Origin of the sequence: Bacillus cereus group sp. Bc010 (genome assembly GCF_027716745.1) — a bacterium.
Taxonomy (GTDB): domain Bacteria; phylum Bacillota; class Bacilli; order Bacillales; family Bacillaceae_G; genus Bacillus_A; species Bacillus_A pacificus.
This window is the reverse complement of sequence record NZ_JAQFUY010000014.1, coordinates 20,731-47,443: the sequence shown is the minus strand read 5'-3', so window position 1 is coordinate 47,443 and position 26,713 is coordinate 20,731. Positions and strand designations below refer to the sequence as shown.

The following is a 26,713-nucleotide window of genomic DNA, read 5'->3' as shown; positions in this document are numbered from 1 at the left end:
CTTCTTAACGTTTCTTTCGTAGAGCAGTTAGCCTTTGCTAGCTGCTCTTTTATATTCCTGTAATTCCTTCTCGAGTCTTTCAATATGTTCATCCCTTATTTGAACATCATCTTTTAAAAACTCAATTTCCTCTTTAAGTTTCATCCGTTCGTTAAACAATTGGCGATATTCGTGTATAGATGAATCACGACTTGCTCTAAGAAGCCCAATTTCTTTATTCCTCTGTTTAAGCTGCTTTACAGCATGATCGAAATCAGCTTTTAATAATTGATACTTTGTAGAGCCTTTCATCCTAGCACCTCATTTCTCTACAAAATGAAATTTTTATTCTAATTGGCTATTTGTTCATATTCGTCAGCAAACATAAAGATATATCCACCGCTTGTCCGTGATTTATGATTGCAATTGTCTAGTACCGCTTGATAAGAAAGATAACTTTTCCTTCCGGCTTCTCTTGCAGACCTAAATTCTCCAATAATTTCTTTTGTATTCATATCCAATTGAACAACTGGTTTACTACGAGATCTAAAACCTGTTAACTTACCTAATTTTTCTTTTGAAATGTATTCTAGATTTCCAACAAAGGTATCTGTCTTTATCCCGTTCTTATATCTGACTGACTCTCCTTGTTTTGGAGCGCCAAGGAAATGCGCAGCGACTAATTGAGCTATTATATAATTCTTGTACACGCCTTTATATTTCACCTTAATTTCTAAGTATCCGCTCTTCTTTTTAAGTATCGGGAGAAGGAACCATATCTTCTTCTTACCTATTCGCTTGAACCTGCCGTAATTAGAAATGAGAAATGTATCATCAGACCCTTTAATCGTTTTCCAAGTTTCGTTATGATACTTTTCCTTTTCATACCATTCTCGCCTCTGCTGCACTGTCAAATCATCTTTAGCAAGATAGCAGCCAATACTCCTAATCCTCTTCCCTTTGCTTCGCGCACTCATAAGAGAACCTTTCATCATTCCTGTTAATTCAACTAAATATTCATAAGTAGTTTCAGATAATATATTTGTTTTAGGATCATATAAAAGGACCATCCTATCCCTCCTTTCTCTCCAAAATGAAGTTTTTATTTAGTTCTTTTTCACTTCCACATAATATTTTTAATTCTGCTTATAATATAGCTGTAACTTAAAGTTACATATCATTTACTTGTAGGGCCTAAATTTCTTTTGTACAACGAGCAGTTAGTTTTATTAACTAGCTGCTTAGTTGTGCTTAATGAAATTTTTTTGCTTTCTTACATAACTTTTTCACTTCTGCTCATACTATAGTTGTAACCTTTAGTTACAATGTATTGTGGGTATTGTTCTTGTTGGACGATAAAGCAGTTAGTTCATTGAGCTAGCTGCTTTATCATTTAAAATAAACATTACCATTTACTAAGTACAAAATAGCGTTTTTATAAGAAATTAGTCATTCCATCTAAAATGAATGTAATGTTCGTAGTACGATCCGTTTATCAAAAGGTACTTCCTTTCTTCTTTTATAAATTCAACTTTCACACCATCCAACAATTCTTGTAATTTTTCTATGAATATTTTTGAATGCATAATATGCTTATCTGGATTATCATTGTGAATTTTATATTTATTACCTGAATATCCTTTTGCAGCACTTTCGATTATTGCCGCTTCCATTTCTTCTGCAAATTCCAGTGCCTTTTCATCGATGGCTTTTTCTTGAATTTCTTTCAAATTCACCACTAAGGACATTTTCATTCTCCCTTTCTTTCAAATAACGACTTTGTTTTAATTAATTCCTTGCAATGCTTGCATTAGCCCAAAATACAGCTTCTTCAAGTTTTGTTAAAGCTAACGACTTTTCACGACTATTCGGGCATGTTCCATCAATTAAATTTGCAAAATGCAAAGCTTCATTTCTAATATCTACAAACTTCTCTGTTTGTCCCTCTTTAGGCGGATGGTAAGTAAAATTCTTTTTAATTTGTTCTTTCATGATTTTTAGCTCCTTTATCAGAAAACTTATAGCCAACTTTACGCATTAATGAAATTTTATTATTAGCTAAATACTTAAATTTCTTGTGACCCATTTTAACCATTTGTCTATTTCTTGTATGTCTCAACCGCTCCATTCCCCTCCAAAATAAGAATTTTGTTTAGTATTCTGTCGAAGCAATGATACATGGATTTGTAATATTATCCCGCTTTATTACCCATTCGAATGACCTTAAAACACACGTTTCTCCACCTCTATGAATTACTGGTTCGATTGTGGCTACTCGTTGTTCTTCGTCAGGTAATTCATCAATGCTGATATGCATTTTGTCTTTCAAACTAACTTCCCCAACAAAATATTCTTCAATTTCCTCCCGATCTATGAATTCCTCATAAAAGTTTTTCGCTTCCTCTTCGTTCTTTGCAGCTACCCAATCGTAATCATTCATTTTAAAAACTTTCATCAGTAGCTCTGGATTCTCATAAACATTTCCTACGACTTCACATTCTTCTGAAACCCAATCAATGTCCTCGTCAATTGGGCTATCCCCTAAATAAAACGAACAATTGCCATACGTTACTTTCCAATGACTATAAGTGGTCGCGGTGTTTTCTGGTGTTTCATACAGTGTAGGTCCTTTTAAAATGTCACCTACATAAATTTCTTTGCCGTTTTTATCCTTTATTCCCGTGTATGGTAACAATGGAGAATAATATTGATCTTCTTTCCCGCCATTCTTCAAAGTGTCTTTTAAGCTATCAAAGTTCAAAATTTCTTCCCAGCTGTACATGATTCGATTTTCTTTACCATATATCCGATATTTAATTTCATTCATATCTCATTCTCCTTTTCTGCCAAATAACTATTTTGTTTTGTTTTTTGACTGTTCAAATGCTTTTTTCTCACAATCTACACATGCTACAATGTCGCCACCTTCATCAAATTGATATATAGACTTTTCTTCAATATCCTTATTTAAAAAGCAAATATCACAATTAAATTGCTGTTTCTTATCCACTAATTCGTCATTGATTTTCTTAGTTAGTTTTACCGTTCCAATATCCTCGTAAGGCTGAGCAATATATCCTTTATCATGTAGAGCTTTAACTACTTCTTGCATATCCTTCCAAGCTTCTGTACCTTGACCGAATTTAATAGTAACCGTATTCATTTTTCATTCCCCTTTACGAATATTCTTTTCCACATTACACATACTATCTACAAGTCATTTCCCATGACTACACTCTTTCAAAACGGAGCTTGTTCCTCCGTACTGTTTTAGATCGCGGCAGGTAACTTAGTCAATTACCTGCCATTTTCTATTCAAATAACGCTTTTGTTTGGTTTTACTCCTCATCCCAGCGTTCCACTTTACCTCTTGTATAAGACCAAACACCATTCTTTTGTAGTGTTTCTAATTCGATTTCTACTGGAGCATAGTCATCATCTAAATGCTGACTAATAAAATCTTCAGCTACCTCTTTTGTTGGTAAGAAACAAGTTGCGCTTAAATCCATTGTGTCTTCTTCTTTTGCAAAGTCATAAAAAACTTCATCTTGATAAAAATAAGCAAGTGCCCAAAATTTCATCTCTCATTCTCCTTTTTTATACAAATAACTTTGTAAACACTTAAATGCGTGTTTCATATAGCCCTCTAATGGTATTTTTAATTCACGACATAGCGTATATCCTAAACGCCAAGCTATAACTTCTTTTTGGACTCTATATTTTTTGTTTCTTTTATACTTTTGAAAATCCAACGACTCATTCCTAAAATCAATACAGTGACCAATTTCATGAGCGAAACTATAAATAGTTTGTAAATCCAATTCATTTTCTTTCCTGTTTATAAAAATTACATAATAAGGATCATGACAAGCTTTATTTGAATTAGAACCTCCAGTGAAAACTACTCTATATCTTAATTTACTTGCTTCGTTTTTTAACTTTTCTTTATAACTGCATAATTGATTATCAGTTAGGTACATATAATCACACCCGCTTTGTTATAAAATTCAAATTTGGTCTTTATCAAAAACTTCAATATCATGTAAAACCTGCGTAAAGATTACGTTGATCCAGCCTATCTACCCAATAAACGTTATATAATGAACTTGCAAATACCCGATTTGCACAATACTTACTTTCCATACGACTTATGCTTGAGTGCTAGGAGTATTCCATTTTACGAATCTCATCCTCTACTACATCGAGTTCACTTTGCACCTGCACCGCAGTTTCTTTCTTCACGCAATCCCTCCTACAGTCCTAATTCGTTCATAAGCTTGCCTTCATCAAAACCATAAATGAACTTACCGTTTTCGAATTCAAAAGTAGGAGCTGTTTGTATTCCTAAAATTTCTTGGTGCGCCTTACCTTCAGGTGTCTCTAGATTAATTTCTGTAATCTCGACTTCTACTGGACAAGATGCGAATAACATCTTAGCTCTCATACAATTAGGACAATTATTTTTCGTGAACATAGTGATCTTAGTTGCCATTCTTATTACCTCTTTCCGCTTCTTGTTTTCTGTAAAACTCTTTAATCGCTTCTTCCCAATACGTGTAGTTACAGCTTGTCATTACTTTTTCTCTCCCTTCGCTTCTACTAATAATTGAGTTACTTCGTAAGTACCATGCTCTGTATATTTCACTGTTCTTCCTCCTTGTATTTAGATAAGATTGTTGTTAATGCAATCGCTGTTCCTTCGTTAGCAATCCATTGACCACGATAGTAACCAGATAAACCTAAATCTCCATTGTCATACGCTTTGTCTGATTCCTTTCTGCTTTCTGCTGCCGATTGTTGCAAATGGTTTATATACCCCTTAATCGCTTCCTTCACTCTCTCCATCTCCTTTTATTAGCTCCTTCAGTTCCTCGATTGATCCCTCGAATAGATCACGCCCGTCTGGAAGCTTGTATATACGATTATCGATTAATTTATTAATCAAAATGTTTTGCTTATCCATGTTGCCTCCTAAATAACTTGCTTATTCTTCCTTGTCCCGTAATAAACTAGCCTGCTATACTTTTTCATAAAATCATCATCAGTCATCATTAGAACATCTTCTTGTTCAATCAAATCCTTTTGTTCATCCCCCACCGTTTTCTCCTCCTAATTTAATTTCATAACTCCTTTTTTCATGCTCCTAGGCCCATTGGACGTGATTTGATTTTATTTTTATCAGCTTGATCCATAATCAAGGCTGCTATTTCTAATTGATGTCGTCCTAACTCTTTAGCAATATCAATGAAAGTTTTTCCTTCCTCCCACATCTCTTGGAATCGGATTACTTCGCTTTCATCAAAAACTAAATCCAATTCCTCAAGTGCTACGTACAAGTTACGGCGTGATTTTTTCATATACTTCCGTTGTTGCGCTTTGATTGTATATTGTTCTAATTGCATTGCTGTTTTGACTCTAGCCATCAATTTCCCCTCCTAATCCAGCGCTAGAAATTCAGCTCTGGTACGTTTCGAATGAGTTATCATAATCTTCTGAATGCCTTTACCATGCTCTTCTATTGTTGCATTCCAAGCTTCGGTTTCAGTTTTAGCATCAAAACAATCCATCTTTTGCCGTTCTTCTTTATCGTAAAAATGGACTTCATAGCTTGGATTCAAAAACTTTTCACTGGTACTTATCGCGTCATAGTTGAAACTACCCATAACATCATCAATAGTTAATTGCTTCATAATCGCATCCCCAGTTATTTTATTTTTTCTGTGATGGTAGTTGATACACGATCAACTTTCCCACCTTGCCAAGTGATTACTTGTTCCCCAAACCCTGTTACTGGAGGATTCAGTGGAGTAACCTCACCATTTTTAACCACATAAATTTTATTATCAGTAACATCGATTTCAACTTTCGTAGGCTTCATACGACTGAAATCCCCCTTTTTATATCTTTTTAAAACAACCTCATCCCAAATTTCATGTAAAATAAACATATATTTGGAAAGGAGGTAAAACTATGGCTTATGAATCTACCCGAGAACTAATTTTTCAAGTCATTAATGAAAACAGAGATTTATTGAAACAGGATTCCCAAAGATATATTAATATGAATCTTTTATTATCAGACGAAAGACTCCAGCATCTTTCAGCTGACATCCTGCTTAAAGTTGTAGATGAATTGATTAAATCTGGTAACATTCGATGCAGTGCAAAATACTCTGCATCGAGACCTAGAAAACTCTTGAATTTTTCAGTAAAAGAAATTTACTAACCATAATTCTTCGTAGTTGGCGCTACGGAGAATTATTTTTTCCATTTATCCACGGACGTTCCTAAATGCAACATCGCTTTTCCCATTGCATCAATGTAATTGTTAATTGTTTTTTTAATCATTTCACAATCCTCATGTACTAACTTTTCATATTCTTTAAATGTATTTGCACACCCGTAGTTAAAAACTCTTAGTTCATTAAAACAATCATTAATTGCTGGAATTGCCCTTGTATGGATGGTTTCCGTACTAAATTCTTCTCTGTTGAGATGAATCAAATTTACAACTCTTTTATTTTCTACTTTGACCTTCAACAAAGTATTGAATTCTGGTTCATTTAACTTCTTTAAACCAAGTTCTTCTCTTAAATCATTTAAGGATTTCTTACCTTTTAACAAATCCTCTTGAAACTGTTCAGCCTTCAGATTTATTGTGTTTTTCATATTTACTCCCCCTTGTTAGCTAACTTTTTGTTGTTGATTCCGTTGCAACTCTTGTTTCATTGATTCGAATTTAATTAGCCATGCTTGCCAACGCTTATCGTTTTCTTCTTGCTGTTGCTTTGCTATTTCACAATTACAACCTTCCGTTAGAGATACACCTGAATAAATTTCTTTACGAATAATTCCTGTATTACGGCATAATACACACATCGTTATTCCTCCTTGTTTTAAATGGATTTACTTATTAGAAAGGTAAAGATTTCTTACGTCTATCAGGTGTATTTTTAAAAGTCATGGCTGATTTGCAACCAAGTATCCTAGATGTGATTCGTTGGTCATAACAATATGTGATTGCTGCACCTACTAAATTTGTAGCAATTCCATTAGACTTCCCTTGTCTACCGTCAAAAATTGTCATATAAGTATCGTTCATATATTTTGTCGCTCTTTGGAGATCAGTAATATTCCCTTCTCCTTTTTTATTGTGAAATTCTAGTGCTTTCAAATTGATATCTCTGTAATCGCCTAAAGTTGAACCGAAATCATCAAATATCACTACATCTGCGTCAATTATTTTTTGTAAATAGTCATCCTCAGATAACTCAGACTCTCTTTTAAATGTAGCTTTTAATTTTTTGAATAAAACACTTTCACTTATAAACAACACGGTTTGCGTTCCGTTCTCATTAATTTCTTCGGCTATAGCATGCATCAAATGACTTTTTCCTCTTCCTGCATCTCCAGAAGCTACTAATGTATATTTCATATCGCTTATAAAGTTATGAGCATGTTTTACAGCTTGAGCTTTATTTCTCTCTTCTTCATCACATTCAGGTATAAAATTTTCAAATGTTGCATTCATGATTGTTGGATCACTGATTAAACTATGATTATGAAAATAAGCTTTTCTTCTCCGTTCCTCTTCTCCCTTGTAATACTTGTTGCATTCTGCATACAATCTATCGTGATCTTTCTGCAAATAACACTTAGGACAAACTTCTTCACCTTGAAAAATCATTGTTCGTTGCTTAATTCCTTTTTCTTCACAAACTTCACATAGGTTAGAAGTCAAGTTCAGTTTCGTTGTAGTAAATTGCTCCGTTGCTTGCAATTGGATCATTGTTTTTCGCTCCTTTTTTAGAATTCATTTGAATAGTTAGTTGATCAAACTTTTCACGTAGCTTTTTAGGAGATAAAATGTTACCTTGCCAGAATGGATCAGCTTGGCACCAATCAATAACATCTTTAATCTCTTTTAATTCACGGTTATCCTTTTCGCGCATCAACCTAAAATCATTTGCCCAAGAATCGAAGTTTGGTTCTTTTTGTTTAGGGTTATTACCCTTAATTTTTTCAAATAAATACTTAGCCCCGTTGGTGTCGCAAGTTTCAAACTTGTGACGAGAAGGTTTTTCTTTCTTCTTTTTATCTTTTTCTTTATCTATATCTAATTCTTTATCTTCTTCTATATCTGTACCGTCACGTGACGTCATGTAAACGTCACTTTCATTACCCTTATTTTCTAGTGATAATTGCTGTTGTTTCTTACGCTCACGATACTTTCTATTCCGTTCTGCATTTAATTGCTTTACACGTTCTAATCCGTCAACGTTTTGATGTTTTTCCCAATTCGAAATGCAAATGTACTGGTCATCTGTTATCTCAATCATTCCAAATTGCTGAAATGTTTGAAGTGCCAACCTTACTGTCGCAATCGGTCTATTGAATAGAGTTGCAAGCATCTCATCCGAATAAGGAATGTTTTTACTAAGAAAAATGTACCCACTTGCATTTGTTTTCCCGGCCTGTGCTAATAATCTAATCCATATAATTAATAAGGTGTCAGCTTCAGGCATACTCTCAATTAAGCGTATTTTTTCATCTTCAAACATACTTGTTGAAAGTTTTATCCATTTAACTTCTGCCATTATATTTACCTCCTCGTACAAACTGCCACATATGCTTGTCCACTTTTAATTATTCGTTGAATTTCATAATGCGGATAACCAACTTTGAAATACTGTTCAATCATTTTCTTTAATTCATCCTTGCTCTCTGCTAAATTCCAAAATTTATTAGGTAATAGCACTTGATATTCAGTTAAACGCATGTACTATTTACCTACTTTCCGTGATATACTTATAACAATTGTTTTTTCTTAAAGGACCCATTGCCGTGGGTCTTTTTATTTTGTTTTACGTCACTCCAAGCCCATCGTTTTATTGGTTCGTAAGTAATGTAAAGTAGCAATATACTAAATGCGATAAACGTTGCAAATACTACTAACGATGTTGTATCTTCCATCATGCTGACACCCCCTTTTCTAGCCAATTAAAGAATGCATCTCTTGGAACTACTTTCTTCCTCCCGATTTTCAATAAAGGAAAACCCTTTTGATCCATAATGTCGTAAGCTGTTCTTTTTGCTACTCCTAATATTTCTTCTAGGTGTGTTACGTTTAACATAACTGGATAATCCTTTGTGCTATTATTAGTGACTGGAATGCTATCTAGTTTTTCTACAGTTGTTTGTCTTTCATCTTCTTTATTGAAGCGAAGTAACTCAATAGCTTCCCAAAACTCTTCATCCCTCCAACCTTTTTGAGCTGAAAATTTTGTAATTGCCAACGCTATTTGAACTGTTGAATTCTTCATTTTTATATCTTCCTTTCTTTTTATAAAATTTTAATTTTATCTATTAAGAAACATAATCATCCAATACATTAGGTCTTTCTGGTGGATACCACCCTGCTATAAATCGCATCGCATTTTGATAATATTTACGTGGAATCTTATCGTATTTTGCTACACCAAAATGTCTTTTTAATGCGCCATAGATTCCTTGATACGATGCATTATCATAACCTTCTTTTTTAAGTTCAAAAACACGTTGTTTTACTTTACGCTGCACGGCTCCTTTGTGTTGCTCAGTAAGCCATAGCTCGTTATCTACTAGAAGTTTCATTTTGTTCATTTCTTCTTCCGTATGATCTTGTCGTGATTTTATTTGTTTTAATTCAGTCATGCTGTAGATAATTGCATCCTCAACACTTTTCGGTTGTTGCTGTAACTTTTGGATATGTTCTTTCATTCGCTTAAACTCTTCTAAGAATTTAACTTTCATCTTCATTGCTTCGATTGTTGTATAGGACATCATTACCATTGCAAATCCGTCTTCTGTTAGATCGTACTTCGATCTCCATTCTTTCTTAGCGTCGTAGTATCCAACCGGCGCAATGTTGCGTTGGTTAAATTCAATTTCCCCAGCTTCATTTAGTTTTTCTACATGTTTTCTAATGTCTCTTAATACATCCGAATGACGTTTTCCTAAAACTTCAGCTAGTGTTAAGCTGTCAGTAATTACTACGTTTTCTTTCATGAAGACCAAATTACTAGCTGGATGTTTGGTAACTTGTAATTGATTCATTCTCTTTCCTCCTTGTTACTCACAGGGTAACTTGCTATTAAAAAAATTCTATTTACTCAACAAGTGATCCACGGTTACTCCGAAATATTCTGCATAAGCACATAGTGTAGGTAAGCTTGGATTCTTTTTCCCTGTTTCATACCTAGAGATTGTAGCTTTAGCTCTACCAAGCCTTTCTCCCAATTCACTTTGTGACAATTTATGTTGAATACGAAGTTTATGTAATAACTCGTTGTTAACTTTATTCTGTTTCATTTGTCATCACCTCGTTTACAATTTTGATTATACACTTAAGTTACCCTAAAGACAACATTTATTTTTAAAAAAGTTTTTTATTTGTTTTTTAGGGAATAACTAAAACAAGTAATCACCGAAAAATATAAAAATTTTGATATAAATATTCTGTTTTCCGTTTACTTAAAGGTAACTTTCATATTAATATATAGAAGAAGGTGACCCACGGGGTAACTTTTTTTCTTAAGGGGGAAAAATTAAAATGTTCAATGAACGATTGAAACAATTAAGGATTGAAAACAACTATACTCAGCAAGAATTAGCAGATTTAACTGAACTATCAAAACCAACAATTTCTCGATTCGAGGGTAATAAGAAGACTCCATCAAGAGAGTCAGTAACTAAAATTGCTAAAGTATTTAACGTTTCTACAGATTATCTATTAGGTCTATCTGATCACAGAAATTTAGATAAAAACCAGTCTTCAGAAGTTAAAGTAGAATTAAACAACATGATTAATAAAATCGAAAAACTTAGTGAAGACCAACAAAAAATGATACTAAACATGATTAAAGGTGCGGTAAGCAGTTTAGACGATTGATGGCGATATTCAGCTAACAATCGTCTATTTTTTAATTTAAACTTCCTATTGGAATTGATTGATTTTTTCTATGATTTCATCTAAAGCTGTTATCGCTTCTTGATCCCCACTTTTTGCTTTACTAATTAACACTTCTAATTCTGTATACTTTTCCATCCCCAACATCCTCCAGTATTCTCGTAGTAGTTTGTGAATTTTTTCACGTTGTTTCGGTTTTTCTTTATTTTGATAAAAACCGAACTTCCCCTAAAAGCACGAAATGCGACCATCCTTTTACAGGACGATCGCATTCATATCTCTATTATTAAATTTTACCAGCCTCCACCGCCGGGTTCATTTGAATACATAATTACATTTTCATAGCCTGCCGCTTCTTGTTTTGGCTCTTCAACTTTTTTATCAGCTGAGAAAGTAAACAATCCAGCAATTGCTAATATCGGTAAAACCATTAAAATTTTCTTCAATAAATTCACCTCTTTTCATAAGATTATTATACCATTTTTTCAATTATAGCCCAAGTATAATTTAGGTAAATTTGCATAAAAAAGACTCTTTTTCTCCAAAAACATCTTGTGCGACTTTTCTAATAAATATTTATCATTCCTAGCTAGTCCCATATAACACGTTTGGAATTCGTTTAATGAACCATTTTCTTTTTCAATCTCTAACAAATACATTTCTGCTTTTTCTTTGTTTCCTTTTTGTAATTCTAAATATACATGTCCATCCTTATCTAACCCAGAGTATACATCTTGTATGTCACGATAATGATGGATTTTCAAAAAGATTAAAGTGTTATTCACTCTTTGTATTTTTCTTTTTATATCTTCGTTATCTTTGAATTTCCCATCCTTCAACATAGACAGTGCACATTCTAAGTATTTCTTAGATCTTCTGTAATCTTCGAATATATACGATTCTCCTAAGTTATAAAATGCATTAGCTTTTTGGATTGCAAAATTAGGATTTTTGTCGCAAATCTTAAAAAGTTCTATAGAGTTTTTACGTGCGCTTTCAATTTCATTTTGCATTAAATAAGTTACACACATACCTTCTTTTATTCGAACTAAATAGCTATTACGGATGAATTTATTGGGAATTTTAAGCGCCTTTTTCTCTACACGAACTATTCTTTTGAATAACAATTTATATTCTTTCATTTGGTAAAGTGTTTGACATAGTAGTATTTCGATGAAAATTTTCATTTCTTTAGATGAAACTTCACTCTTTTTACTATCTAAATCATCATAAAACTTGTAAGGATCATACTTAGGTTCATTACCTTGTTTATCTCTGCAATGTTCGTAAATTATTTGATAAACACTTGCCCATTCTCTATTGAGTTCTGTTGGTGATGTTAATTCCGGAGCAATTAACTCTTTTAAAGAATCGAATTCTCGACGGAATGCTGCGTACTCCAAAGCTTCCCTTTTATTTTCTGGTTTGGCATATGATAGATAATCATAAATCATGTTATTTTTAATCTCCGGAGCTGGTTGTTCATATAACCTCATAATGATTTTCACTAAATAGATAAAACTAATTTCAGTGTTTCCATTAAGGATATCTGATAAAGTACTTTTTGCGATTCCAATGTATTTCGCTAACTCTTCTCTAGTTATTTTCGAAGCGAATAGATCATCTGAAATTCTTCTTATTAATTCATTCATTACATGATGTTTATCTTCCTCAAGCGTTATCTCATGCACTGCATTTTGCCCCCTTGTTGGACAAAAAAGACACGTTGCCCCCAGGCTTTTACATTTAAAGGAAAACGTGTCATTATATCTAGGTTGTGTGTTATAATTATGTATGAAGACTTATGACAAGTGTTTTCCCTACTCAGATTAGGGATGACGGTGTAAGGGTGTTACCAGCACCACTTACACAGTTGTAGGTCTTTTTTACGTCCGTATATTTATTTATTTTCATAATAACACAAATTTCCCAAAATTCGGTCATGGAGTTATCTGATTTTTATTGAGAAAGTTGAGAAACCGCTTTAAATCAACGTTTATTATGTTCGATAGAATTACATATGAATATTTTACCACTAAACAAACGTTTGTTCTATAGATATTTATTAAGTTCGCTAAAATACCATTAAATATTTTAAAGGTCAGGATATCGACCAATTATGGTATAGTGATAAGGCGATTATTATACTCAAACTATGAAAACTACAGTCGGACAAAACATTAAACGATTACGAAAGTCTTTTGATTTAACACAAGAGCAATTATCTGAGAGAACAGGTTTATCAAGAGGACAAATCAAGAATTGGGAAACAGATCGCCATGAACCTGATCTCGAAAGTTTAAAGGTGCTTGCGTCGTTTTTCAACACCTCCACAGACGCTCTTCTTAATTTTGAAAACAGAAAAGAAGATGCGTTATTAGAATTACTATTTAATGATATCCAAAGAGCTTATGAGGAGCTCGATGGACGTCAACAAGGACGTTTTGCAAAACAAGTTTCATTGTACGTGAAAATGTTGCAAAACAACAAAGAAATACTATGAGTTGATTTCATCTTAAAAGAAATCATTTCCAATTTCAAATTGTAAAATATTCTTATTTTTACAATTTGAGTAAGAGGGCTAAAAAGCCCTCTTTTTTTATTTTACTTCGACAAAAAATGACAAAATATATAATAATCATCTGATATTATTATTTCGTAAATCTTACATATTATCATTGGAGGAACTGCATAATGGGTAAAATTTTTAAGTTTGGGTGTTTAGGATTTATTGGTTTAATCGTACTTGGTGTCATTGCGGCGGCATTAGGTGGAGAGAATGACAAGAAAGAAACAACTTCTTCTGAACCAAAACAAGAAACGCAAGCACCATCTACTAAAGAAACACCTAAAAAAGAGGAAACTAAGAAAGAAGAGGCACCAAAAAACAAACCTGGAGTTAGCAAAGCTGAATTTGATCAGATTCAAAATGGTATGAGCTACGATGAAGTGAAAGCTATCATTGGTAGTGATGGAGAAGTCTTATCAGAAAGTGGTCAAGCTGGAGAACAATTCCATACAATCATGTATAAATGGGACGGAGAAAAAGGATTTGGCGCTAATGCGAACTTTATGTTCCAAGAAGGTAAACTGCAAAATAAATCCCAATTCGGTTTGAAATAAAATATTCTTAACATTAATCAGGGAGTGAAAAACTCCCTTTTTTATTAGAAAAATCCAAGGAGTGTAAGAGTCTATGAAGGAGAAAAAAAGCAACTTTTGGGAATACATTGGTTGGGCAACATTCATAATATTCGGTTCAATTTGCGTATTTATGTTCTGTATTTTAGTTTTTGGAGATCCGAAAACTAAATATTCAAAACCAAACGACGTTCCTGTCCAAGTAGAACAATCAAATACTAATAAAAAAGATAATAACAGCCCTAAAATAAGTAAAGAAGAGTTTGATAGTATGCAAAACGGTATGAGTTATGAAGAAGTTATTGGTATTATTGGCGGAGATGGTGAGTTACTATCGGAAACTGGAACTAAAGGTCAACAATTCCATACATTAATGTACTCCTGGGAAGGCGAAAAAGGATTCGGATCTAATGCGAATGCTACATTCCAAGATGGGAAATTAATTAACAAAGCTCAATTCGGTTTAAAATAAAAAAAGCCCACAAATTATGTGGACTCAGAAGTATGGATACATACATTTTACCACATAGACACTCAATGGGTGTCTATTTTCTTTTTGTGATACTGGAATTATTTGTGCCATTAGAATACTATTAGTTCAAGGAGGTATGGATAATGAAAGGATACTTTAGAAAACGTGGTGAAAAGTGGTCATTTACTATTGATATCGGGAAAGATCCTGTCACTGGAAAAAGAAAACAAAAAACAGCATCAGGCTTTAAAACAAAGAAAGAGGCCGAACGTGCATGTAATGAGCTTATTCATCAATTTAATACTGGTAGTCTAGTTGATGATAAGAATTTCACTCTTAGTGAGTATTTACAAGAATGGCTAGAAAATACAGCTAAACAAAGAGTAAGAGAAACTACATTCACCAATTATAAAAGAGCTGTAAATAGTCGAATTATACCTGTGCTTGGTTCACACAAATTAAAAGATTTAAAACCCTTGCATGGACAACGATTTGTTAAGTCATTAATTGATGAAGGGTTGTCACCTGCTTATATTGAATATATTTTTATTGTTTTAAAAGGAGCATTAGAAGACGCTGTTAGATGGGAGCTCCTATTTAAAAATCCATTTCAACATGTGGAAATACCTCGACCACGAAAAGTGGTCAATTCTACGTGGTCAATTGAAGAAACGAAAAGATTCTTAAATCGGACAAAATTTGAAAATGTCATCTATTATCATCTTTTCTTATTGGCATTAAATACAGGTATGAGACGTGGTGAAATACTTGGTCTAAAGTGGAAGAATTTCGATTTGAATGAAGGTAAAATAAGCGTTACCGAAACACTTATTTATGATGAGAATGGATTTAGATTTACAGAACCCAAAACACATGGATCAAAACGCTTAATTTCTATCGATCAAAACTTATGTAAAGAATTTAAGTCTTATAAAGCTAAACAAAATGAGTTCAAATTATTATTTGGACAGTCATACGAGGACAATGATTTGGTTTTCGCTAAAGAAACTGGACAACCAATATTACCACGAACTATGACAACTACTTTTAATCAATTCATAAAAAAAGCCGATGTACCTCAAATTAGGTTTCACGACTTACGACATACACATGCAACGATTTTATTGAAGTTAGGTATTAATCCGAAAATCGTAAGTGAGCGTTTAGGACATAGTTCAATTAAGACCACATTAGACACTTACAGTCATGTTACTATAGATATGCAAGAAAGTGCTGTTTTAAAGCTAAGTGAGGCATTAAAATCATAAAAAAATTGTTGATGTGGTCAGAATGTGGTCAAACCCATCAACAATCTTATTAAAACCCCTTTATTTCAGCGTTAATTTGACTACGTTCTCAACATGAGCTGTATGCGGGAACATATCAACTGGTTGTACATATTCCACTTCATAGCTCTTCATTAACGCTTGTACATCACGCGCTAATGAAGAAGGGTTACAAGATACGTAAACAACTTGTTTCGGCTTCACTTTTAAAATTGTTTCCAGTAATTTATCATCGCAACCTGTACGTGGTGGATCAACAACAATTACATCTGGACGCCATCCTTCTTTTACCCATTTCGGTAACCATTGTTCAGCTTTACCTGCTTCATATTTCGTATTTGTAAATCCGTGACGCTTCGCATTTTTTCTTGCATCTGCAATTGCTTCTGGAATTACATCCATACCACGTACTTCCGTTGCATCATTTGCAAGCCAAAGTCCAATTGTACCAACACCACAATACGCATCTACAATTTTCTCATTGCCAGTTAAGGCAGCGGCTTTTTTCGCTTCATTATATAAAACAACCGTTTGTTCTGGATTCAACTGGAAGAATGCACGTGCTGATAATTCAAATGATAAATCACCAAGTGTTTCTTGAATTACTTCTTTTCCAGCTAATTTAAATGTTTTATCACCAAAAATAACAGATGTTTTACGCCAGTTTACATTTTGCATAATTGATTTAACAGCTGGCATCTGTTTTTGTACTTCTGCAATAAATTGTTCTTTATTTGGCAACTCTTCTTTTGTTGTAATAAGTGTAACTTGTACTTCCCCTGTTTGAACTGCAGTACGTGTCACAATTGTACGTACTAAACCTTTTTGTTTTTTCTCATTGTAAATGGAAACATTTAATTTTTCTAAAATACGTCTTACAACTTTTGTCGCTTCATTCGTTGCTTTATGTTGAATCATACAATGAGCAATATCAATTAACTGATGTGAATTTTGTTTATACAGCCCTGTAATAACCTTTTCGTCTTTACGCCCCACTTGTAGTTGACTCTTATTACGATAATGCCATGGATTTTCCATGCCAAGCGTCGGACGAATTTTCTCTTCCAAACCGTTGTTCATATACTTCTGGAATGCTTGTACAACGATATCACGCTTTTGATTTAATTGTTCTTTATAGTCTAAATGTTGCAATTGGCAACCGCCGCACTCTTCATATACCGGACATGGCGCTTTCACACGATGTGGTGAAGCTTTACGAACCTTTTTCACTTTCGCTTCAGCGAAGCCACGCTGAATTTTCGTCGTTTCTGCAACAACTTCTTCTCCTGGTAATGCCCCTGGAATGAAAACAACTTGTCTCTTAAAATAACCAACGCCTTCTCCGTTAATCCCAAGACGTTTAATTGTCACAGGAAACGTTTGACCAACTTCCAACTTACTCTCATGTTGCTTTTGTATCATTATTACACCTCTACTCTATACTTTTCCATAAATATAACGCTGCATAACTGCAGTATGGTTCACACTCTTGTTTCACTTTTTCTAAAAATGCATCATCAGGTTTATCATCTAATTGAAATACACCTTGTACTGCACGCTGAATCCCAATGTCTGCTTTCGGAAACATATTTTTCCGTCCAAGTCCAAACATTAAAAAGTTTTGCACTGTCCATGCACCAATCCCCCTAATTGGTAACAATTGTGCTGCAACCTCTTCCTCTGTTTCGTTTTCTATTCTAGTTAAATCTAACTTACCACCTGTAATACACTTTGCTAATCCTACCATATATTCAGCCTTTCGCTGACTAAACTTTTGCTCTCTCAATTCCTCTATTGAAATATTTGCTACTATTTCTGGAGTGGGGAAAAAGAATACACCGTTCTTCTCTGTTCCATATCGTTTCACAAACTGTTCTGTTAACACAGTAGCAAATTTCAAATTTATTTGTTGATGAATGATACAGCGAAGAAGACAAGCAAAATAATCAAATTCTAAAATAATTGGAGTATAAGCATATGTTTCAAATAGTGGACGTAATGATGTGTTTAAAAAATGATTTTGTATATCTTGAAACGGTTCATTCCAATGAAAAATGGTCCTCATTCGTTTCATGACTTTCTCTGAATCTCCTGTCTGACTAGAAATCCAAAACTGTGGATTTTGAACAGTACCAATCCCTTGCAGGCGAACAACAATCTGTTCCTCGTCTATACAAAGCGGGACATAAATAACTTTCTCATCTAATTGAATGACGTTAAGAGGATCAAAAGATAAACGTTTTAATACTTCTTCAAAATGATACGGATACTCTAACGTAACATGTTCGCTCCACATACGTTTCCCCATCCTTTTTACACATCATTATAGCATGAGAAAACCGCAAGCATACATGCTTACGGTTGATTGCTTTTTACTAAGTCATCTAGACTTTTAAAATGATACCCTTTCTCGCGCAAATCATCAATGATTTTTGCAAGTGCTTCTGCATTATCTTTTGATATGGCATGAAGTAATAAAATAGATCCTGGATGAATCATCGTCATAACATTATTATGCGCATATTGCCATCCTCTTTGCTGATCTACTTTCCAATCCAAAAATGCAAGTGACCAAAATACATTATAGTAGCCCATTTCTTTCGTAAGAGCTAACGTTCTTTCACTAAATACGCCGCGTGGGGGACGTACATATTTCACTTCTTTTTGCCCAGTTACTTTTTTTATTTCTTCCGTTACACTCGTTAATTCTTCACGAAGTTTCTCATCGTTTACCGCTGTGAAATCAGGATGACTCCAAGAATGGTTTCCAATAATGTGTCCTTCATTCTTCATTCTTAACAATAAATCTTTTTGTGTTTTAATGTAATGCCCCGTTACAAAGAAAGTTGCTGGTACTTTTTTCTCTTTTAATACGTCTAAGATTTTCCCAGTGTATCCATTTTCATAACCATTATCAAATGTTAAATAAATATCTTTTTTCTTCGTATCCCCTAAATAAAAACCGCCATTTTTTTGTAGTAAATCTGTATATAACTTTCCTGCATCTGGTACTTTTTCATTTTTAGGGCGCGGGATTCCCCAGTTATGTGGAGTATTTGTATAAGCTAATGCCGAAACTGGAACAAGTGCCATCATAATTGAAAAAATGAGACCGATATATAACCATTTATGTTTCATAAATAGTCTCCTTTCCATATATAATCGTACTTGTAGTTTCTGTTGCTACGCATTCTTTCATGCTGAACATGTTTTTCTATATATACCAAAAAAATGCATCTCGAATGATTCGAGATGCATTTTTGTTTACTTAAATACTGGCTCTTTAAAGCTAGCTAATTTTTCAAGTGATGTTTTATCAACATCTGCATGTAAGCTATTACCGTGGGAATCCATTGTTACAACTGCTTTAAATCCATCGATACGTAAATGCCACATTGCCTCTGGAATACCAAATTGTAAGAAATCAACATCTTTCACTTCTTTAATACATTCAGCATAATATTGCGCTGCACCACCAATTGCGTTTAAATATACACCGCCGTGTTCTTCTAAAGCTGCTAATGTTTTCGCACCCATACCGCCTTTTCCAATGACAGCTCTAATACCGAATTTCTTCATAATGTCACCTTGGTACGGTTCTTCACGAATACTTGTCGTTGGACCTGCCGCTTTAATTTGCCAATTGTCATTTTCATCTTTCACAACAACTGGACCACAGTGGTAAATAATTTGCCCATTTAAATCTACTGGACAATCGTTATCCATTAAATGCTTATGAATTGCGTCACGACCTGTATACATCATGCCATTAATTGTTACAACATCACCAACGCGAAGTTCACGAATTTGCTCTTCTGTAATTGGTGCTTGTAATACAATTTCACGTTGCTCTGTTTTTTCTTGTACTTCTTGCTCCAGTGTATCTTCACCTTCTTGATATAACCAATCCATAATTTCACCTGTTTCAGGATGGATTGTTACACCAAGGCGGCGATATGCCCAGCAATTATACGCCACAGATACGTAGAAACTAGCTGGCAGACGGTTATATACGCCAATTTTACAACCAAGTAAAGTTGTTTCTCCACCAAATCCCATCGTACCAATGCCAAGCTTATTCGCATTTTCTAATACGTACTCTTCAAGTTGTTGTAATTCTGGGATTGGATTAACATCATCTAATGTACGGAATAATTGATTTTTTGCTAATTCGTAACCTGATGTGCGGTCTCCCCCGATACCAACACCAATTACACCTGCACTACATCCTTGACCTTGCGCTTGATATACTGCATGAAGAAGGCATTTACGAATCCCTTCTAAATCACGGCCAGCTCGTCCAAGTCCTTCTAGTTCGCATGGTAAGCTATACTGAATATTTTTATTCTCACAGCCACCACCCTTTAGGATTAAACGTGCATCAATATAATCTTTTTCCCATTGTTCAAACTTAATTACCGGTGTACCTGGTCCTAAATTATTTCCACTATTGTCTCCAAAAAGAGAATCAACAGAATTTGGACGAAGTTTACCATCTTTTGTCGCCCGCTCAAGCGCATTATAGATGGCTTCCTTCAACTTTAATTGGTTCACACCAACTGGTGTATAAATTTTAAACGTTGGCATCCCTGTATCTTGGCAAATTGGCGAGATGTTATCATCAGCCATTTTAATATTATTTGTAATTGTGCCAAGTGCCATCGCAGAACGAGTCCCTGCATTTTCTCGCTCTTTCGCTTGTTGAATCGCACGACGAACATCTTTCGGTAAGTTCGTTGACGTTTCAACAATTAGTTGATACATGCTTTCTTGAAGCTTTTCCATTGTTACTTCCCCCTCAATTGTGAACGCTACCAAAACGTTATGAGCTGAAAATTTCATTGTTATGCTCTTTCACTTTTTATTTGTTTCACGCTATTCAAGCATAAATGAAATTTTTCACAACTTGATTATACCTCTTTTTCTATCGTCCTTCTATTATCCACACAGAAAAAGGCTACCAAATTGGAATTGGCAGCCTTTTTAATATATTATTCGTCTTTTTTAAATTGCTCACATTTTAATTCTAATTCATCTAACATTGCAAGAAGACGATCTACATCTTCTAATTCTACTTCTTCAGGTTCAATTGTATCAATTACTTCAATGAACATATTTAAACGTTCCTTTAAATATACTAATTGTGTATCTTTATCTTGAATTGCTTTTCCCATGAAGGCACTCTCCTTTTAATTCGAGTTGCTTTTATTATACCGCAAAAATGATTACAATGGGTATGTAATTTCATCAATTTTGTCACGGTTATTCACTATAATGTAAGCCCTCTCTCTTTTTCCTCTAAAAAGTTTCACTTTATAAAAAGTACATATTCTTCTATTATAGAGAATGGACAAATTGTTATTTCAATAGTCAAAGGAGTATTTCATATGACGATATCACAAAAAATGAAGCCGATTACTCCTTCTTACGATCCATGGGAAGCGTATATGGACCTTGAAGAGTACGGCAAACTACTATTAACAAATGTTGAGTTTACAACGACGACGTTATGCAATATGCGCTGTGAGCATTGCGCTGTTGGTTACACGTTACAGCCGAAAGACCCGAATCCGCTTCCGATGGATCTTTTATTAAAACGATTAGATGAGATTCCTCATTTACGTTCTTTAAGTATTACTGGCGGAGAACCTATGCTTTCAAAAAAATCCGTCGACAACTATGTAACACCACTCTTAAAATATGCCCATGAACGAGGCGTTCGCACTCAAATCAACTCAAACTTAACTATAGATTTAGCACGTTACGAGCAAATTATTCCTTATTTAGACGTACTGCACATTTCTCATAACTGGGGAACAATTGATGATTTCGTTGAAGGTGGATTTGCAATGATGGAGCGTAAACCTACGTATGAACAACGTGCAAAGTTATTTGAACGAATGATTACAAATAGTAAAGCTCTATCAGATGCAGGTGTACTTGTATCTGCTGAAACGATGCTGAATAAACGAACTCTACCACACATTGAACATATTCATCGTCAAATCGTTGACGAAATGGGATGTAAACGTCATGAGGTTCACCCAATGTATCCAAGTGACTTTGCGAGTAATCTAGAGATTTTAACAAAAGCTGAAATTCGTGATGCAATTGAGCATTTACTAGAAATTCGCGATGAAAATGTATGGATGTTATTTGGAACTTTACCTTTCTATGCTTGTAGCGATGACGAGCGAGACATTGCCACATTTAAAAAATTACAAAAGAGCAAAAATGTCACAGTTCGTAATGATCCGGATGGCCGTTCTCGTTTAAATGTAAATATTTTCGATGGAAATATTATTGTAACGGACTTTGGTGATGTTCCACTTCTAGGAAACATACAAACAAATACGTTACAAGAAGCGTATGAAAAATGGAGCGCTTCAAAAACAGCAAAATCATTAAGCTGTCACTGTCCTGCAGTAAAGTGTCTTGGACCGAATGTTCTTGTAAAAAACAGCTACTATCCGACAGAAGATTTCTTATCAAAAACAGCAAATATTACATTATAAAAAAACGTCAGCTTATAAGCTGACGTTTTTTTATGTTATTGCGAGTGAGAAGAAGAAATGAATTTAAAATACAAATGATCATGAATTGGAATAGCCGCTCCAATTCCTTGAGAAGTAATATTTTTTACAACGAGCCTTTTTTGATTTCCCTTTAATACAAGGTATACTTCTCCAAATGTTACTTTCCCTTTTTCATTTACTGCTGGTGTATAAGCATATAAATATCCAAGTTGACTCGGACTAATGTTATACACACGTTCATGTCCTGTGCCATAACCAATAGTCGTTTTAAATGAAAGCGGCAATTGTACCTTTTCAAGTGCTTTGAGAAGCATCATTTTCTTCACATCTGCAGCATCTTTCATATCTGCTGTTAAATCGCCTTCAACCGTCTTTTGCGTTTCTTGCTTATAGCGTAGCGGATATAGGCGATCTCCTCCTCGATTATCATACACATTGCGATTTACTTGTTTATATTCCCAATTGATTGATGTATCAACCGATTCATAATGCAAAGCCCATTGACCTAAATAAATCTTCGCTCGGTACCCTACCGCAAGTGGCGCATTCGAAATTGTCGTTTCATTAAACATTCGAATTAAGTCTGGGTTTTCGATTTTAATATTCGCTGTTTTCAATAGTTCTTGAGCAAACTTACTCGGCTGCAAACGCGGTAAATCTTGCGCATCATTCGGAAACGTATTGTCTTTAGAAATATTTAAAACAGATGAAGGCATTTTTGTTTCTACCGTTGTCTTTGCAAAACTCATGTTAGGAAATAATAGAATAAACGAGACCATAGTTGAAAGACATATGCTGTATACTCGTTTCACCTGTCTGGCTCCTTCCTATGTAAAGGTATATATACTACTTTGTTTATTGTTTTCTCTGGGCACAATTGTTATGCCTATTTTTCATAATAAATAAAAACCAATTCCCATAATGACATACGCTGCTAATAAAGTACCACCTTCAAACCAATTTGTATCTCCATCATTTGAAATCGCAATCGTTAAGAAAACAGCTGTAATCATAGAAACAAGTTCTGGTATCGTAAATACTAAAGGCATCCTTTGCGTGAAGAACATAGAAAGCAGTACTAATACAGGAGCAACAAACATGGCAATTTGTAATGTAGAACCTATTGCAATCTCAACTGCAATGTTTACTTTATTTTTATACGCCATAATAATTGCAGATGCATGTTCCGCTGCATTCCCGACAATTGCGACGATAATAACCCCTATAAATAGTTCTGACCAACCAAATGATTTTGCAACTGTCTCAAATGTATGCACGAGCGCCTCTGACACATACGCTACCGCAATTGTTGCTATCGCTAAAATGAGTAATGCTTTCCCTTTCGACCACTCTGGTTCTTCCTCATGAGCGACTTCATCACTTTTATGCTGATATACACCACGGTGCGTAACTAACTTAAATAGCAATGCAGCAAGGTACATAATAATCATAATAATCGAGACACCTATACTTAACTGATACGTCTTTCCAGCGTCCATCTTCATTGAAAAAATCTCTGGAATAACAAATGCTACTACTACAGCAAAGATTAATAAAGCCGAATTATGCCTTGCATCATACACATTAAAACTTTGTCTTTTATATTTAAGCCCTCCCACAAAGAAGGATAGCCCTCCTACTAATAATAAATTTCCAAGTACAGAGCCCGTTAAAGAAGCTAACACTACCTCAATTAATCCTGCCTGAAGTGCAAAAATTGAAATGATTAGTTCAACAGCGTTACCGAAAGTAGCATTTAATAATCCACCTATTCTAGGACCAGATACAATTGCCAAACTTTCTGTCGCTCTCCCCATAAAACCCGCTAATGCGATAATCGTAATACAATACACAGCGAACATAATTGTTTGAGGCCAATGAAGTGTTTTCCCAAGTACAGACAGTGGTACACCTATAAGCGCTACTATAAGAAATATTTTATTAAACATGCTTTTCATCCTTCCATCGTATGTATTTCTCCTCGATATTATTATTATTCTTCTCCTAACTTGTCCGATTTCATCACAATTGCGTTTAAAAAATCGGATTGAAGAAAACAGTATGAAAGATATTTAAATTATCTTGTTGAAACAGACAGAATTATAAATTATGAAAAGGGGTTAAAATTATGCACTTAAAAGAAAAAATCGCAACTATTATTCAAGGTCAACGTACCGGTGTATTATCTACAGTACGAAATGAGAAACCTCATAGCGCCTTTATGATGTTTTTCCACGAAGATTTTGTACTATATGTTGCAACAGATCGACAATCAAAAAAGATAACAGATATTGAAAACAATCCAAATGTACATGTACTACTTGGTCGTGAAGGAAAAAAATTAGATGAAGATTATATCGAAGTGGAAGGCTTAGCCTCCATCGAGGAAGACTCCACATTAAAAAACAAGTTTTGGAATAATAGCTTAAAGCGTTGGTTACTCGGTCCTGAAGACCCTAATTATGTACTAATTAAAATCAACCCCGATACAATTTATTACATCGATGGTGCCGGTACGACGGAGCCCGAGTTTTTACGACTATAAAGTGAAACAAGCCCCCCTTTAGGTGGGCTTGTTTTGTCGAAAAGTTCTTCTGAAAAAAACAATAAAATAGGTGGAACTTTCTAAAGATTCTGTTATATAATAACATTAACTTAAATAAACTGTATTAAAACAGATTGAGAGGAGAAATAAAATTGATGAAAAGAGAAGAACGTAAAAACATGATTGAGTTTATCGAAAAGAAAAAAGGGATTGAGCGTGACGAATTATTGTTTATGACAGATGATGAAGTAGAACATATTTATAATGTAACGTACTTTTTATATGAAGAAATTGCAGAGTAGTATAATAATCCCCACCTTATGAAAAATATAAGGTGGGGATTATTTCTTTATCTATCCAGCTCTTTGCGAGGCGGTAAAACCCCATTCACTTTATACGTGAGAATGATTTTCATGTATAATAATGTAAGATTGGAGGAATTTTACTATGAGTTCATGGCTCTTATTCGCACTATTATCAGCAATTGCTGCTGCCCTTGTATCTATTTTCGGTAAGATTGGTTTAGATGGAATCGATGCCAATGTTGCTACGACAGTTCGTTCTATTATCATGGCATTATTTATGGTAGGCGTTATTATTATACAAGGTAAATTTCAAAATATTGGCGACGTACTTCTAAATAAAAAAGCACTGCTTTTTATCACATTAAGTGGAGTTGCAGGTGCTTCGTCATGGCTATTTTATTTTCTTGCACTTAAAACAGGAAAAGTTTCACAAGTAGCTCCTGTCGATAAATTAAGCGTCGTATTTTCTATCATTCTCGCTATGATTATACTCGGCGAAAAATTAAACTTTATGACTGGTATTGGTGTTGTCTTTATTACAGCTGGTGTACTATTTATTGCTTTCAGCTAAAAAAACCGCTACTCGCGGTTTTTCTTTTTCTTTATGTAAAACCATACGACACATGTAACAACTACTGAAATGGATAAAATCCATATTCCATAATGATGCAAACTATACTCAACAAAACGCCACTTCTCTCCTAACTTCCAGCCAAGTCCAATAAAAACACTTATCCAAATAAACGCACCACCGTAAGCGTACAAACAAAAACGCCAAAGTGTTAAATTCGACATCCCAGCAAAATACGCTGTTAAATGACGTACTCCTGGGATAAAATAACCAACTATTAAAAGAAATGGGCCATATTTTTCAAATAAAATATGTGTTTTTTCAATGTGATGTTCTTTAATTCTAATTTTCGGGCCATATTTTTTTAAAACAGGGAGTCCAAGTTTTAAACCTAATATGTAGCTTAATGTAATGCCTAACATCGCACCAGCCATCCCACTTAAAAACGCAGCAGTTCCTGACATAACGCCTTTTGAAACGTTATAACCAACGAAAGTCAATAAAAACTCATCTGGTATCGGTAATCCAACAATCCCACCGGCCAAAGCTATAATAATTCCAAAATACCCATAATGTGCGATTAACTCGCCAATATGTTGTTCCATTCGGAAGACACATCCTATACACGATCGTTATTCCATATTGTGCCCTTTCTATCTTTCAGACAAACATGGTATACATATTCACTATACATTGTTTTTATAATGAACTCTACTTCTATCCATTCCTTTAGTAGGAAGAAATTGAACTATTAATCAGTGACCTCGCTCATTCTTAGTGCACATCAATCATGTGCTAGACTCCCGCCTTCTTCCCTTATATCTATCTCTTCTTGAAGGGCTAATCTTACTATCCACAAATACCGGGATTAAAAAATAAAAATTCATATGCTTGTTTTTTTGTTACAATAAAGGAAAGTTACTTTTCGCAA

General features: G+C 34.3%; 45 protein-coding genes and 1 pseudogene. 10 read left to right on the top strand and 36 right to left on the bottom strand.

The annotated features are described in order from the left end of the window. Positions 1-27: 27 nt before the first annotated feature. The 16 genes and pseudogenes from PDQ68_RS16445 to PDQ68_RS16370 all read right to left on the bottom strand — a co-directional run bounded on the left by PDQ68_RS16445 (position 28) and on the right by PDQ68_RS16370 (position 5,857). A complete protein-coding gene (locus PDQ68_RS16445) occupies positions 28-291 on the bottom strand; it encodes a hypothetical protein (protein WP_016718364.1) in 264 nt (87 codons plus the stop codon). Positions 292-329: 38 nt separating this feature from the next. Continuing rightward, complete coding sequence (locus tag PDQ68_RS16440) at positions 330-1,049, bottom strand: NUMOD4 domain-containing protein (protein ID WP_000243721.1); 720 nt, start codon at positions 1,047-1,049, stop codon at positions 330-332. Positions 1,050-1,424: 375 nt separating this feature from the next. Continuing rightward, a complete protein-coding gene (locus PDQ68_RS16435; protein ID WP_000060750.1) occupies positions 1,425-1,727 on the bottom strand; it encodes a hypothetical protein in 303 nt (100 codons plus the stop codon). A 40-nt stretch (positions 1,728-1,767) separates the two neighbouring features. Then, a complete protein-coding gene (locus tag PDQ68_RS16430; RefSeq protein WP_000662954.1) occupies positions 1,768-1,971 on the bottom strand; it encodes an Acb2/Tad1 domain-containing protein in 204 nt (67 codons plus the stop codon). Positions 1,972-2,131: 160 nt separating this feature from the next. Further along, positions 2,132-2,437 (bottom strand): hypothetical protein, encoded by a 306-nt coding sequence (locus PDQ68_RS16425; RefSeq protein WP_033679841.1) that lies wholly within the window; start codon positions 2,435-2,437, stop codon positions 2,132-2,134. A gap of 57 nt (positions 2,438-2,494) precedes the next feature. Beyond that, positions 2,495-2,761: pseudogene (locus PDQ68_RS16420) on the bottom strand (YopX family protein); the annotation flags it as partial. Between the two features lie 72 nt (positions 2,762-2,833). After that, the gene (locus PDQ68_RS16415; RefSeq protein ID WP_001099200.1) at positions 2,834-3,142 is read right to left on the bottom strand and encodes a DUF8088 domain-containing protein; all 309 of its coding nucleotides are present in this window, start codon (positions 3,140-3,142) and stop codon (positions 2,834-2,836) included. 175 nt (positions 3,143-3,317) lie between these two features. Beyond that, positions 3,318-3,560: a hypothetical protein gene (locus tag PDQ68_RS16410; protein WP_061184271.1), complete on the bottom strand. Its 243-nt coding sequence runs from the start codon at positions 3,558-3,560 to the stop codon at positions 3,318-3,320. Positions 3,561-3,563: 3 nt separating this feature from the next. Continuing rightward, positions 3,564-3,959, bottom strand: coding sequence for a hypothetical protein (locus tag PDQ68_RS16405; RefSeq protein ID WP_061184272.1), 396 nt, complete (start codon positions 3,957-3,959; stop codon positions 3,564-3,566). Between the two features lie 272 nt (positions 3,960-4,231). Then, positions 4,232-4,471 (bottom strand): glutaredoxin family protein, encoded by a 240-nt coding sequence (locus PDQ68_RS16400; RefSeq protein ID WP_000201625.1) that lies wholly within the window; start codon positions 4,469-4,471, stop codon positions 4,232-4,234. A gap of 149 nt (positions 4,472-4,620) precedes the next feature. Further along, positions 4,621-4,815, bottom strand: a complete 195-nt coding sequence (locus PDQ68_RS16395) for a hypothetical protein (protein WP_000656565.1) — start codon at positions 4,813-4,815, stop codon at positions 4,621-4,623. After that, complete coding sequence (locus tag PDQ68_RS16390; protein ID WP_000360818.1) at positions 4,799-4,942, bottom strand: Fur-regulated basic protein FbpA; 144 nt, start codon at positions 4,940-4,942, stop codon at positions 4,799-4,801. The genes PDQ68_RS16395 and PDQ68_RS16390 overlap by 17 nt, the downstream gene beginning before the upstream one ends. An 8-nt stretch (positions 4,943-4,950) precedes the next feature. Then, complete coding sequence (locus PDQ68_RS16385; protein WP_265184871.1) at positions 4,951-5,076, bottom strand: hypothetical protein; 126 nt, start codon at positions 5,074-5,076, stop codon at positions 4,951-4,953. A 38-nt stretch (positions 5,077-5,114) separates the two neighbouring features. Then, positions 5,115-5,402 carry a hypothetical protein gene (locus PDQ68_RS16380; protein WP_000124862.1) on the bottom strand — a complete coding sequence of 96 codons (288 nt, stop codon included), beginning with the start codon at positions 5,400-5,402 and terminating at the stop codon, positions 5,115-5,117. A gap of 12 nt (positions 5,403-5,414) precedes the next feature. After that, a complete protein-coding gene (locus PDQ68_RS16375; protein WP_033693881.1) occupies positions 5,415-5,669 on the bottom strand; it encodes a hypothetical protein in 255 nt (84 codons plus the stop codon). A 14-nt stretch (positions 5,670-5,683) separates the two neighbouring features. Beyond that, positions 5,684-5,857, bottom strand: coding sequence for a DUF3954 domain-containing protein (locus PDQ68_RS16370; protein ID WP_000805174.1), 174 nt, complete (start codon positions 5,855-5,857; stop codon positions 5,684-5,686). A gap of 92 nt (positions 5,858-5,949) precedes the next feature. On the opposite strand from PDQ68_RS16370, the gene PDQ68_RS16365 reads away from it, so the two are divergent. Then, positions 5,950-6,204, top strand: coding sequence for a hypothetical protein (locus tag PDQ68_RS16365; protein WP_061183058.1), 255 nt, complete (start codon positions 5,950-5,952; stop codon positions 6,202-6,204). A gap of 32 nt (positions 6,205-6,236) precedes the next feature. Here PDQ68_RS16365 and PDQ68_RS16360 read toward each other — a convergent pair whose 3' ends face one another. From PDQ68_RS16360 to PDQ68_RS16320, 9 genes are read right to left on the bottom strand one after another with little or no spacing between them, the layout of a single operon-like run. Beyond that, complete coding sequence (locus PDQ68_RS16360; RefSeq protein ID WP_061183057.1) at positions 6,237-6,647, bottom strand: hypothetical protein; 411 nt, start codon at positions 6,645-6,647, stop codon at positions 6,237-6,239. A gap of 15 nt (positions 6,648-6,662) precedes the next feature. Continuing rightward, entirely contained in the window at positions 6,663-6,857 is a 195-nt protein-coding gene (locus PDQ68_RS16355) for a hypothetical protein (protein WP_061183056.1), read from the bottom strand. A gap of 34 nt (positions 6,858-6,891) precedes the next feature. After that, complete coding sequence (locus PDQ68_RS16350) at positions 6,892-7,767, bottom strand: DnaA ATPase domain-containing protein (protein ID WP_061183055.1); 876 nt, start codon at positions 7,765-7,767, stop codon at positions 6,892-6,894. Next, on the bottom strand, positions 7,709-8,575 hold the full coding sequence (locus PDQ68_RS16345) for a phage replisome organizer N-terminal domain-containing protein (protein WP_061183054.1): 867 nt from the start codon (positions 8,573-8,575) through the stop codon (positions 7,709-7,711). Before PDQ68_RS16345 ends, PDQ68_RS16350 begins: the two co-directional genes overlap by 59 nt. Before the next feature lie 5 nt (positions 8,576-8,580). Beyond that, entirely contained in the window at positions 8,581-8,757 is a 177-nt protein-coding gene (locus PDQ68_RS16340) for a hypothetical protein (protein WP_048540319.1), read from the bottom strand. 29 nt (positions 8,758-8,786) lie between these two features. Further along, positions 8,787-8,954, bottom strand: coding sequence for a hypothetical protein (locus tag PDQ68_RS16335; protein WP_162531935.1), 168 nt, complete (start codon positions 8,952-8,954; stop codon positions 8,787-8,789). Next, positions 8,951-9,301: a helix-turn-helix domain-containing protein gene (locus PDQ68_RS16330; protein ID WP_061183053.1), complete on the bottom strand. Its 351-nt coding sequence runs from the start codon at positions 9,299-9,301 to the stop codon at positions 8,951-8,953. The genes PDQ68_RS16335 and PDQ68_RS16330 overlap by 4 nt, the downstream gene beginning before the upstream one ends. A 43-nt stretch (positions 9,302-9,344) precedes the next feature. Beyond that, positions 9,345-10,073 carry an ORF6C domain-containing protein gene (locus PDQ68_RS16325; protein ID WP_061183052.1) on the bottom strand — a complete coding sequence of 243 codons (729 nt, stop codon included), beginning with the start codon at positions 10,071-10,073 and terminating at the stop codon, positions 9,345-9,347. 48 nt (positions 10,074-10,121) lie between these two features. Beyond that, positions 10,122-10,328 (bottom strand): helix-turn-helix domain-containing protein, encoded by a 207-nt coding sequence (locus tag PDQ68_RS16320; protein WP_061183051.1) that lies wholly within the window; start codon positions 10,326-10,328, stop codon positions 10,122-10,124. A 241-nt stretch (positions 10,329-10,569) separates the two neighbouring features. Here PDQ68_RS16320 and PDQ68_RS16315 point away from each other — a divergent pair, with 241 nt between their 5' ends. Further along, the gene (locus PDQ68_RS16315; protein WP_061183050.1) at positions 10,570-10,908 is read left to right on the top strand and encodes a helix-turn-helix domain-containing protein; all 339 of its coding nucleotides are present in this window, start codon (positions 10,570-10,572) and stop codon (positions 10,906-10,908) included. A 45-nt stretch (positions 10,909-10,953) separates the two neighbouring features. Here the strand turns inward: PDQ68_RS16315 and PDQ68_RS16310 are convergent, their stop codons facing one another. The 3 genes from PDQ68_RS16310 to PDQ68_RS16300 form a co-directional block, all read right to left on the bottom strand. Next, the gene (locus PDQ68_RS16310; protein WP_235590131.1) at positions 10,954-11,064 is read right to left on the bottom strand and encodes a DNA polymerase III subunit delta'; all 111 of its coding nucleotides are present in this window, start codon (positions 11,062-11,064) and stop codon (positions 10,954-10,956) included. A gap of 155 nt (positions 11,065-11,219) precedes the next feature. Further along, positions 11,220-11,372, bottom strand: coding sequence for a hypothetical protein (locus PDQ68_RS16305; protein WP_162531934.1), 153 nt, complete (start codon positions 11,370-11,372; stop codon positions 11,220-11,222). A gap of 39 nt (positions 11,373-11,411) precedes the next feature. After that, entirely contained in the window at positions 11,412-12,617 is a 1,206-nt protein-coding gene (locus tag PDQ68_RS16300; RefSeq protein WP_412675770.1) for an AimR family lysis-lysogeny pheromone receptor, read from the bottom strand. A gap of 464 nt (positions 12,618-13,081) precedes the next feature. Here PDQ68_RS16300 and PDQ68_RS16295 point away from each other — a divergent pair, with 464 nt between their 5' ends. The 4 genes from PDQ68_RS16295 (at position 13,082) to PDQ68_RS16280 (ending at position 15,807) form a co-directional block, all read left to right on the top strand. Continuing rightward, on the top strand, positions 13,082-13,429 hold the full coding sequence (locus tag PDQ68_RS16295) for a helix-turn-helix transcriptional regulator (protein WP_061183048.1): 348 nt from the start codon (positions 13,082-13,084) through the stop codon (positions 13,427-13,429). A gap of 191 nt (positions 13,430-13,620) precedes the next feature. Further along, positions 13,621-14,049 carry a DUF3862 domain-containing protein gene (locus PDQ68_RS16290; protein WP_061183047.1) on the top strand — a complete coding sequence of 143 codons (429 nt, stop codon included), beginning with the start codon at positions 13,621-13,623 and terminating at the stop codon, positions 14,047-14,049. Positions 14,050-14,122: 73 nt separating this feature from the next. Next, positions 14,123-14,539 (top strand): DUF3862 domain-containing protein, encoded by a 417-nt coding sequence (locus PDQ68_RS16285; protein ID WP_235590130.1) that lies wholly within the window; start codon positions 14,123-14,125, stop codon positions 14,537-14,539. Between the two features lie 143 nt (positions 14,540-14,682). Beyond that, positions 14,683-15,807: a site-specific integrase gene (locus tag PDQ68_RS16280; RefSeq protein ID WP_061183046.1), complete on the top strand. Its 1,125-nt coding sequence runs from the start codon at positions 14,683-14,685 to the stop codon at positions 15,805-15,807. A 60-nt stretch (positions 15,808-15,867) separates the two neighbouring features. On the opposite strand, the gene rlmD is transcribed toward PDQ68_RS16280, so the two are convergent. The 5 genes from rlmD to PDQ68_RS16255 all read right to left on the bottom strand — a co-directional run bounded on the left by rlmD (position 15,868) and on the right by PDQ68_RS16255 (position 20,999). After that, positions 15,868-17,247, bottom strand: coding sequence for a 23S rRNA (uracil(1939)-C(5))-methyltransferase RlmD (gene rlmD / locus PDQ68_RS16275; protein ID WP_270786889.1), 1,380 nt, complete (start codon positions 17,245-17,247; stop codon positions 15,868-15,870). 10 nt (positions 17,248-17,257) lie between these two features. Further along, positions 17,258-18,121 (bottom strand): DNA-3-methyladenine glycosylase family protein, encoded by an 864-nt coding sequence (locus tag PDQ68_RS16270; protein ID WP_061183044.1) that lies wholly within the window; start codon positions 18,119-18,121, stop codon positions 17,258-17,260. Between the two features lie 59 nt (positions 18,122-18,180). After that, the gene (pdaA, locus tag PDQ68_RS16265) at positions 18,181-18,963 is read right to left on the bottom strand and encodes a delta-lactam-biosynthetic de-N-acetylase (protein WP_061183043.1); all 783 of its coding nucleotides are present in this window, start codon (positions 18,961-18,963) and stop codon (positions 18,181-18,183) included. A 126-nt stretch (positions 18,964-19,089) separates the two neighbouring features. Further along, positions 19,090-20,610: a class I fumarate hydratase gene (fumA, locus tag PDQ68_RS16260; protein ID WP_000413517.1), complete on the bottom strand. Its 1,521-nt coding sequence runs from the start codon at positions 20,608-20,610 to the stop codon at positions 19,090-19,092. 206 nt (positions 20,611-20,816) lie between these two features. Next, complete coding sequence (locus PDQ68_RS16255) at positions 20,817-20,999, bottom strand: SE1561 family protein (protein ID WP_000513558.1); 183 nt, start codon at positions 20,997-20,999, stop codon at positions 20,817-20,819. Between the two features lie 213 nt (positions 21,000-21,212). On the opposite strand from PDQ68_RS16255, the gene yfkAB reads away from it, so the two are divergent. Then, positions 21,213-22,340 carry a radical SAM/CxCxxxxC motif protein YfkAB gene (yfkAB, locus tag PDQ68_RS16250; RefSeq protein ID WP_000156010.1) on the top strand — a complete coding sequence of 376 codons (1,128 nt, stop codon included), beginning with the start codon at positions 21,213-21,215 and terminating at the stop codon, positions 22,338-22,340. A 35-nt stretch (positions 22,341-22,375) separates the two neighbouring features. Here the strand turns inward: yfkAB and PDQ68_RS16245 are convergent, their stop codons facing one another. Together PDQ68_RS16245 and cax are read right to left on the bottom strand one after the other, a co-directional pair. Next, complete coding sequence (locus PDQ68_RS16245) at positions 22,376-23,173, bottom strand: YfkD famly protein (RefSeq protein ID WP_014893338.1); 798 nt, start codon at positions 23,171-23,173, stop codon at positions 22,376-22,378. An 81-nt stretch (positions 23,174-23,254) separates the two neighbouring features. Continuing rightward, positions 23,255-24,310: a calcium/proton exchanger gene (gene cax, locus PDQ68_RS16240; RefSeq protein WP_000482144.1), complete on the bottom strand. Its 1,056-nt coding sequence runs from the start codon at positions 24,308-24,310 to the stop codon at positions 23,255-23,257. A 179-nt stretch (positions 24,311-24,489) separates the two neighbouring features. On the opposite strand from cax, the gene PDQ68_RS16235 reads away from it, so the two are divergent. The 3 genes from PDQ68_RS16235 (at position 24,490) to PDQ68_RS16225 (ending at position 25,782) form a co-directional block, all read left to right on the top strand. Beyond that, positions 24,490-24,906: a pyridoxamine 5'-phosphate oxidase family protein gene (locus PDQ68_RS16235; RefSeq protein WP_000550219.1), complete on the top strand. Its 417-nt coding sequence runs from the start codon at positions 24,490-24,492 to the stop codon at positions 24,904-24,906. Between the two features lie 155 nt (positions 24,907-25,061). Then, positions 25,062-25,208, top strand: a complete 147-nt coding sequence (locus tag PDQ68_RS16230; RefSeq protein ID WP_000817786.1) for a BH0509 family protein — start codon at positions 25,062-25,064, stop codon at positions 25,206-25,208. Positions 25,209-25,353: 145 nt separating this feature from the next. Next, the gene (locus PDQ68_RS16225) at positions 25,354-25,782 is read left to right on the top strand and encodes an EamA family transporter (RefSeq protein ID WP_000100306.1); all 429 of its coding nucleotides are present in this window, start codon (positions 25,354-25,356) and stop codon (positions 25,780-25,782) included. A gap of 8 nt (positions 25,783-25,790) precedes the next feature. On the opposite strand, the gene PDQ68_RS16220 is transcribed toward PDQ68_RS16225, so the two are convergent. Beyond that, complete coding sequence (locus PDQ68_RS16220) at positions 25,791-26,387, bottom strand: DedA family protein (protein ID WP_016716373.1); 597 nt, start codon at positions 26,385-26,387, stop codon at positions 25,791-25,793. Between the last annotated feature and the right edge of the window lie 326 nt (positions 26,388-26,713).